Origin of the sequence: Micromonospora sp. NBS 11-29 (assembly GCF_002140155.1) — a bacterium.
GTDB lineage: Bacteria > Actinomycetota > Actinomycetes > Mycobacteriales > Micromonosporaceae > Micromonospora.
The window spans coordinates 60,154-66,666 of record NZ_NAPR01000017.1 but is presented as its reverse complement, the minus strand read 5'-3'; the positions used below and the strand labels follow the sequence as shown (position 1 = coordinate 66,666).

Genomic DNA, 6,513 nt, shown 5'->3' with positions numbered 1-6,513 from the left:
GGCTCCTGCCGAGGGAGCCGCCGGCCGATAGCGCGAGGTCAGCGGTGGGCGTTGCTCGGTCGCCCCCACGGACCGGTGATCGCGAACACGTACCCCGGGCTCTGGATGTTGGCGAAGAGGATCTTCCCGTCCGCGCTGAACGTCGGCCCGGTGAACTCGCTGTCGTTCAGCTCGTTGCGCGCCAGCGGATACGCCTTGCCCTGCTCGGTGATCCCCACCAGGTGCGACACGCCCTCGCCGTCCTCGGCCAGGATCACCCCGCCGTACGGCGACACGGTGATGTTGTCCGGCCCGTCGTAGTTGCCGTGGTCGGCCTCCGGGTCGGTGTTCACGCCGAAGATGGTCTTCAGCGTGACGGTCTGCCGGCGCGGGTCGTAGAACCAGACCTGGCCGTCGTGCTCGTGGACGCTGCCGTCGTCGAGCCGGGCATAACTGGCCACGAAGTACGCGCCGCCGTCGCCCCACCAGGCGCCCTCCAGCTTGCGGCTGCGGGTCACCTCGTCGTCGGTGAACTGCTTGCGCACCGACACGGTCCGGGCGTCGCGGTCCGGCACCTGGACCCATTCCACCTGATAGCGGGTGCCCGGCGTGGTGGCCTCGGACAGGTCGGCGACGTGCCCGTCGCCGCGCCGGCAGCGCATCGCCTCCAGGGTGCCGGCGGTGGCGCCGTCCGGCCGCTGGGCGAGCGCCCGCAGCGCGCCCTTGCCGGCCCGGAAGCCGGGCGGCGGCGTCCACCGGAAGTACAGGCCGTTCGGCCCGCTCGCGTCCTCGGTCAGGTAGATCGAGTGGGTGTACGGGTCGACGGCCACCGCCTCGTGCGAGTACCGCCCGAGGAACGTCAACGGCACCGGGTCGGCGTTGGCCGCCCGGTCGTGCGGGTCGACCTCGAAGACGTACCCATGGTCCTTGAGGTATTGCCCGCCGGCCCGCTGTTCGGTCTCCTCGCAGGTCAGCCACGTCCCCCACGGGGTGATGCCGCCGGCGCAGTTGTTGTGCGTGCCGGCCACGCTGACGTATTCGCGCAGCCGCCGGCCGTGCCGGTCCACCTCGATGGTGGTGGTGCCGCCCCGCGCGCCCGGGTCGTAGGTGAGGCCCGGCAGCGCCGGCACCGGGTACGGCTCGCTGCCGCCGATCTCGTGGTTGTTCACCAGCACCGAACCGTGCGGGCCGCGGAAGCAGCCGGTGCCGTCGGCGTCGCTCGGCGTCGGCTGCCCCGACTCCAGCAGCGTCGCCCCCGCCTGGGCGACGACGGTGTACGAGAAGCCCGGCGGCAGCGCCAGCAGCCCGGCCGGGTCCGGCACCAGATCGCCGTAGCCGACCGCGGGACGGCACGCGGCCCGGGCCGCCGCCGGACCGGCGATGGCGTCCAGGTTGCCGGCCACCACGATGCCGAGGCCGCCGGCCGCGCCGCCCAGCAGCGACCGCCGGGAAAGGGGTGAGGAGGTCACGTCGTCGCCTTCCTGTGCACACTTGGTTGCCCTGGCAGGCAAACCGAGCCGGGGGAACGGTGGGCGGCGGGACCGGCCGCCGCCGGGTGAACAGTGGACGAATCCCGGGTGCGGAGCGCCTCGCGCCCGTGCGGCGCGCGTCCGTTAGGGTTCCTGTCGATCGCAGATCGGGGCGTCGGAGGGCGGACGGTGAACAGGCTCGCGGCGGCGTACCGACAGGCGGTCGACCGGCACCGGTGGGCGGTGCGTCACTGGGAGGCGGCGCGGCGGTTGCTGGGCGCCGCCGGCCCGGCCCCCGTCGGCAGCCCCGAGCTGGTCGCGCGGCTGGCCCGCCTCGGCGGGGAGTTGGCCGCCGCGGTGCCCGGCACCGCCCGCGCCGCGACCCACCCCGTTCCGGTACGCCTCGGCGAGGCGACCACCGTCGACGGCGTCTTCCCGGTGCTCGTGCCAGTGGGGGCCGGCGCCCACCTCGCGATCGACGCCGACGCCCGCGACCCGCGCGTCGGCGAACTGCTGCGCGCGATAGTGGTGCGGCTGCTCACCGCCGCCCCGGCCGGCACGGTCCGGGTCGTCGGCGTCGACCAGGCGGCGTTCGGCGCGGCGTTCCTGCCGCTGCGCCCGCTCCAGGACGCCGGGGTGCTCGGTGCGGCGGCGACCACCGAGGCGGAGACCGTCGCGCTGCTGGACGCGGCGGAACGACACGCGCGTACCGCCCAGCGGGCCGACCCGGAGGACCGCGACCTGCTGGTGGTGGTCGTCGCGTCGGCGCCGCCGACGCGGGAGCTGGCCCGGTTGGCCGCGCTCACCCACGCCGGCCCGGCCGCCGCGGTCTGCGTGCTGCTGGCCGGCCACGCGCCGGGCGGGCCGGGCGGGACGCTGGGCGCGACCACCCAGCTCCGGGTGACCGAGCGCTACACCCTCGTCGGTGACCCGCCGGGGCGTCCGTTCAGCACCGACGGCAGCGGGTTGGCCGCGCCGGTGGTGCTCGACGGCGACCCGTCGCCCACCACGGTCACCGCGTTGGCCCGCCGGCTCGCCGAGGCCGTCGACGACAGCTCCGGCGTCACCTTCGCCGACCTGCTGCCGACCGGGCGGTGGACGGAGTCGGCCGGCGCCGGCCTGCGTACCGTGCTCGGTCGCGTCGGCCGCAAGCCGGTGACCGTCGCGTTCGACGACGCCACCCCGCACTGGCTGGTCGGTGGGCGCACCGGCGCCGGCAAGACGGTCCTGCTGCTCGACGTGCTCTACGGGCTGGCCGCCCGCTACTCCCCGGCCGAGCTGCACCTGATGCTGCTCGACTTCAAGGAGGGTGTCAGCTTCACCGAGTTCGTGCCCACCGGCCGTGACCCGTCGTGGCTGCCGCACGCCCGCGCGGTCGGCATCGAGTCCGACCGCGAGTACGGCGTGGCGGTGCTGCGGGAGCTGCGCGCCGAGCTGGCCCGCCGCGCCGACCTGCTCAAGCGCCACGGCGTCAGCCGCCTGGCCGACCTGCCGCCGAACGCCCGCCCGCCCCGCATCGTCACCGTCGTCGACGAGTTCCACGTCCTGTTCGCCGGCAACGACGCGCTGGCCCGGCAGGCCGTCGACCTGNCCAGAGCACCACCGGCATCGAGGCCCTCTACGGCCGGGCCGAGGCCATCTTCGGTCAGTTCCCGCTGCGCATCGCGCTGCCCGGCGGGGACGCCGTGTTGGACCCGCGCAACGACGCCGCCCGGGGGCTCACCGTCGGCACCGCCGTGGTGAACACCGCCGCCGGTGCGCCCGGCGCGGACGTCGAGGTGCGCTTCCCCGACGCGCACGCCGCCACGATCGACCTCACGGCACTGCGCCACGAGCTGCACGCCGCCCGCCCGGCCGGGTCCCGCCCGCCGGCCGTGTTCCGCGGTCACGAGGCGCCCCGGATCGCCGACGACCCCGCCTGGGCCGCGCTGACGCCCGGCGCCGACCCGCCGTACGCCCTGGTGGGCCGCGTCGTCGACGTCGCCGGCAGCCCGGCCGGGTTCGCCCTCGACGCCAGCCCCGGCCGGCACCTGGCCGTGGTCGGCACCGCCGCCGCCGGGGCGGACATGCTCCGCTGCGCGGTCCTGGCGCTGGCCAAGCAGCACGCCCCGGGCACCGCCCGGTTCCTGCTCGCCCCGCTGGCGCCCGGCACCACCGACTCCGCCGACGACCTCGCCATGACGCTGGCCGCCGCCGGCCACCCGGTCCGCCGGCTCGACACCGCCGCGCTGCGCGCACAGCTCGCCGAGGTCGCCGGTGGCGACCCGACGCCGGGGCGCACCTACCTGGTGGTGTTCGGGATGGACGCCGCCGCCGGCACGCTGGCCGCCACCGACCCGGGCACGTTCCGCTCCGGCCACGACGACCTGCGGGCGGTGCTGCGCCACGGCCCGGCGCGGGGCGTGCACGTCCTCGGCTGGTGGCGGGGCCTGCGCCGGCTCGCCGACGACCTCGGCGGCAGCGGGCACCGCGATGACGTGACCGGCCTGGTCGCGCTGAACGTGCCCGCCGCCGACCTCGGCCTGCACCTCGGGATGCACGACCTCGCCTGGACCCCGCGCGACGGCCGCGCCCTGCTGGTCGACCGGCACGAGCACCGCACCGCCCTGATCGTGCCGTACGCCACCGAGAGCGACCAACCATGAGCGGATTCGACGAGTACGCGGGCCTGATCCGGGAGCTGTCCACCCGCCAGCGCGGCGGGGAGCGGGCGATCGCCGCCGAGGCGGAACGCCGCCGCGGCCTACAGGCCGGTGTCGACGCGCTCGGCCAGCGCCTCGCCGCCCAGGGGGAGCGCCTCGACCAGTTCGGCCAGGCGATCGGCACGCCGATGCGGTCGGTCCCCGAGCCGCCGGCCGACCCGACGCCGCCCGCCGGCCCGCACCCGGGGGCCGGTATGCCCGGCAGCGTGTTACCGGGGCAGCCGGGGGTCGGTGTGCCTGGTGGCGGGTTGCTGGGGCAGCCGGGTGCCGGGGTGCCTGGTGGCGTGGCCGGGACGCCGGGGCAGCCCGGGGTCGAGGTGGCCGGTGGCGCGGTCGCGGTGCCGGGGCAGCCGCAGGTCGGGGCGTACCCCGGGGGGAGCGGGACCGCCGGTGACCCGGCGGCGGAGTTGGCGGCGGCCGGGCGGCTCGCCGACGAGGCCGACCGGCACGGGCAGGAGGCCGAGGCGTTGGCGCGGCGGCCGGTGCTGCTGCCCACCTGGTCCGCGCCGGCCCGGGCGGTGGCGGTCTACGGCGGCTGCGCGCTGGTCGGCTCGGTGCTCATGCTGGCCGCGCTGATCGGCTCGCCGCTGCCGGTCGCCGGGGTGGACCTGGTGGCGGCGCTCTCGTGCGCCGGTGTGCCGCTGATGTCCTTCGTGGCCGGTCAGCTCGTGCTCGCCCGGTGGGGCCGCCCGGCGCTGCCCGACGGCGAGACCCCGCCGGGCCGGTACACCCCGCTCGGCTTCGTCCTCTGCGCCCTGGTCTCCCCGTCCCTGTTCTGCCTCTACCTCCTCCTCTTCCGCCTACTCCGCTAACCCACCCGCCCCCAGCGCGCCTCGCCCCCGCCCGGGCTCCGTCGATCTTGGAGTTGTGGCGCCCAACATGTGGCTTGTGCGGATTTTGTGAGGTGCCACAACTCCAAGATCGACGAGCGGCGTTCGGTGGGCGGTAGGCTGCCGGGTGGGCGAAGTCGGGGAGGGTTTGTGAGCGCTGCGGAAGTCATCGCCAGGCTGGCGGCGGCGGCACAGAAGCTGGACGAGGCGAAGGCCCGCACGGCCGCCGCCGCGCAGGACGCCGCCGAGGCGCGGGCGCTGGTGGCGGGCGCGCTGGAGGGTGCCACGGCCGGGCCCCTGATCGGGGTCATCGACGCCTACCGGCAGGCACTCGCGCAGGCGGCGCAGGGCGGGGAGCCGGCCCGTCAGCACGTCCAGGAGACCATCGCCAAGGTCCAGGCCCTGGGCAACTGACCCGGCGCGCTTGAGGCACTCCACTGCGGCGAAGTGGCGGGATCCGGGCGGGTCGGAAGCAGCCACTTCGGCGAGGTGCAGTCGAGCGGCGGGGTGAAATGCCGGATCGTGCGGAGGGCGCGGCAACGGGTTACCGGCGCGTAACTTTTCATTGACGGGTGTGAAACAGGGCACGCATCATCGTTCCCACGATCGATCGGCCCCCACCCGTCCCCTCCCGGCCCGCCCGGGTGCCTCCTCCCACCGGAGGTGCAGCCCATGCTGCTCCGAACGATCCTGGCCGCCACCACCGCCGCCACCGCCCTGCTGGTCCCGGCCACCGCCGCCCACGCCACCGCACCCAGCGCCGACGCCCGCACCGCCACCGTCAGCGAGGCCGAACCGGCGCCCGCCGCCACCGTCGGCACCGCCGAGCCAGCCACCACCGTCGGCACCGCCGAGCCAGCCGCCACCGTCAGTGCCGCCGAGCGAGCCGCCGCCGCGGCGGCCGACCCGGTCGTCGTGGTCGGCGGCCTGCTCGGGGTCTCCATCGCGTACGAGCCGATCGCCGCCCGGCTGCGCGCCGACGGCTACCGGGTCTCCGTCTACCAGTTGCCGAACCTCGGGCTCGGTGACATCCGTGAGTCGGCCCGGGCGTTGTCGTCCTACGTGGACCAGATTCGCGCCGCCACCGGGGCGAGCCGGGTCGACCTGGTCACCCACTCCGAGGGCGGGCTGGTCAGCCGCTGGTACGTGAAGTTCCTCGGCGGCGCCGACGCGGTCGACCAGTACGTCAGCCTCGGCACCCCGCAGTACGGCACGTACGTCGCCAACATCGTCGACCTCGTCGGGCTGGGCAGTTGCGTCGGCATCGTCGCCTGCCAGCAGATGACCATCGGGTCGAGCTTCCTCGCCGAGTTGAACGCCGGCGACGACACCCCGGGTCCGGTGCGCTGGACCACGCTGCGCACCGTGCAGGACGAGCTGGTCCGGCCGGTGGACAACGCCGTGCTCGCCGACGGCGCGACGAACGTGCTGGTGCAGGCGTGGTGCCCGCTGCGGGTGGTCGGCCACCTGGGCCTGGTCCTCGACGGCACCACGTACTCGGCGGTGCGGCAGGCGCTTGCCGGCGCCGCGATC

Annotated in this window: 4 protein-coding genes and 1 pseudogene; 4 read left to right on the top strand and 1 reads right to left on the bottom strand. The window is 75.9% G+C overall.

Annotation, left to right across the window (positions count from 1 at the left end):
* Positions 1 to 38: 38 nt before the first annotated feature.
* Entirely contained in the window at positions 39 to 1,448 is a 1,410-nt protein-coding gene (locus B1205_RS20955; protein WP_089157167.1) for an alkaline phosphatase PhoX, read from the bottom strand.
* A 189-nt stretch (positions 1,449 to 1,637) separates the two neighbouring features.
* Here B1205_RS20955 and B1205_RS20950 point away from each other — a divergent pair.
* The 4 genes and pseudogenes from B1205_RS20950 to B1205_RS20935 form a co-directional block, all read left to right on the top strand.
* Positions 1,638 to 4,093: pseudogene (locus B1205_RS20950) on the top strand (FtsK/SpoIIIE domain-containing protein).
* Positions 4,090 to 4,962: a hypothetical protein gene (locus B1205_RS32790; RefSeq protein WP_089157166.1), complete on the top strand. Its 873-nt coding sequence runs from the start codon at positions 4,090 to 4,092 to the stop codon at positions 4,960 to 4,962. The pseudogene B1205_RS20950 and the gene B1205_RS32790 overlap by 4 nt, the downstream one beginning before the upstream one ends.
* 168 nt (positions 4,963 to 5,130) lie before the next feature.
* The gene (locus B1205_RS20940) at positions 5,131 to 5,394 is read left to right on the top strand and encodes a DUF6244 family protein (protein ID WP_089157165.1); all 264 of its coding nucleotides are present in this window, start codon (positions 5,131 to 5,133) and stop codon (positions 5,392 to 5,394) included.
* Positions 5,395 to 5,652: 258 nt separating this feature from the next.
* Positions 5,653 to 6,513, top strand: an 861-nt coding sequence (locus B1205_RS20935; RefSeq protein ID WP_089157365.1) for a lipase family alpha/beta hydrolase, incomplete at its 3' end; no start/stop codon positions are given.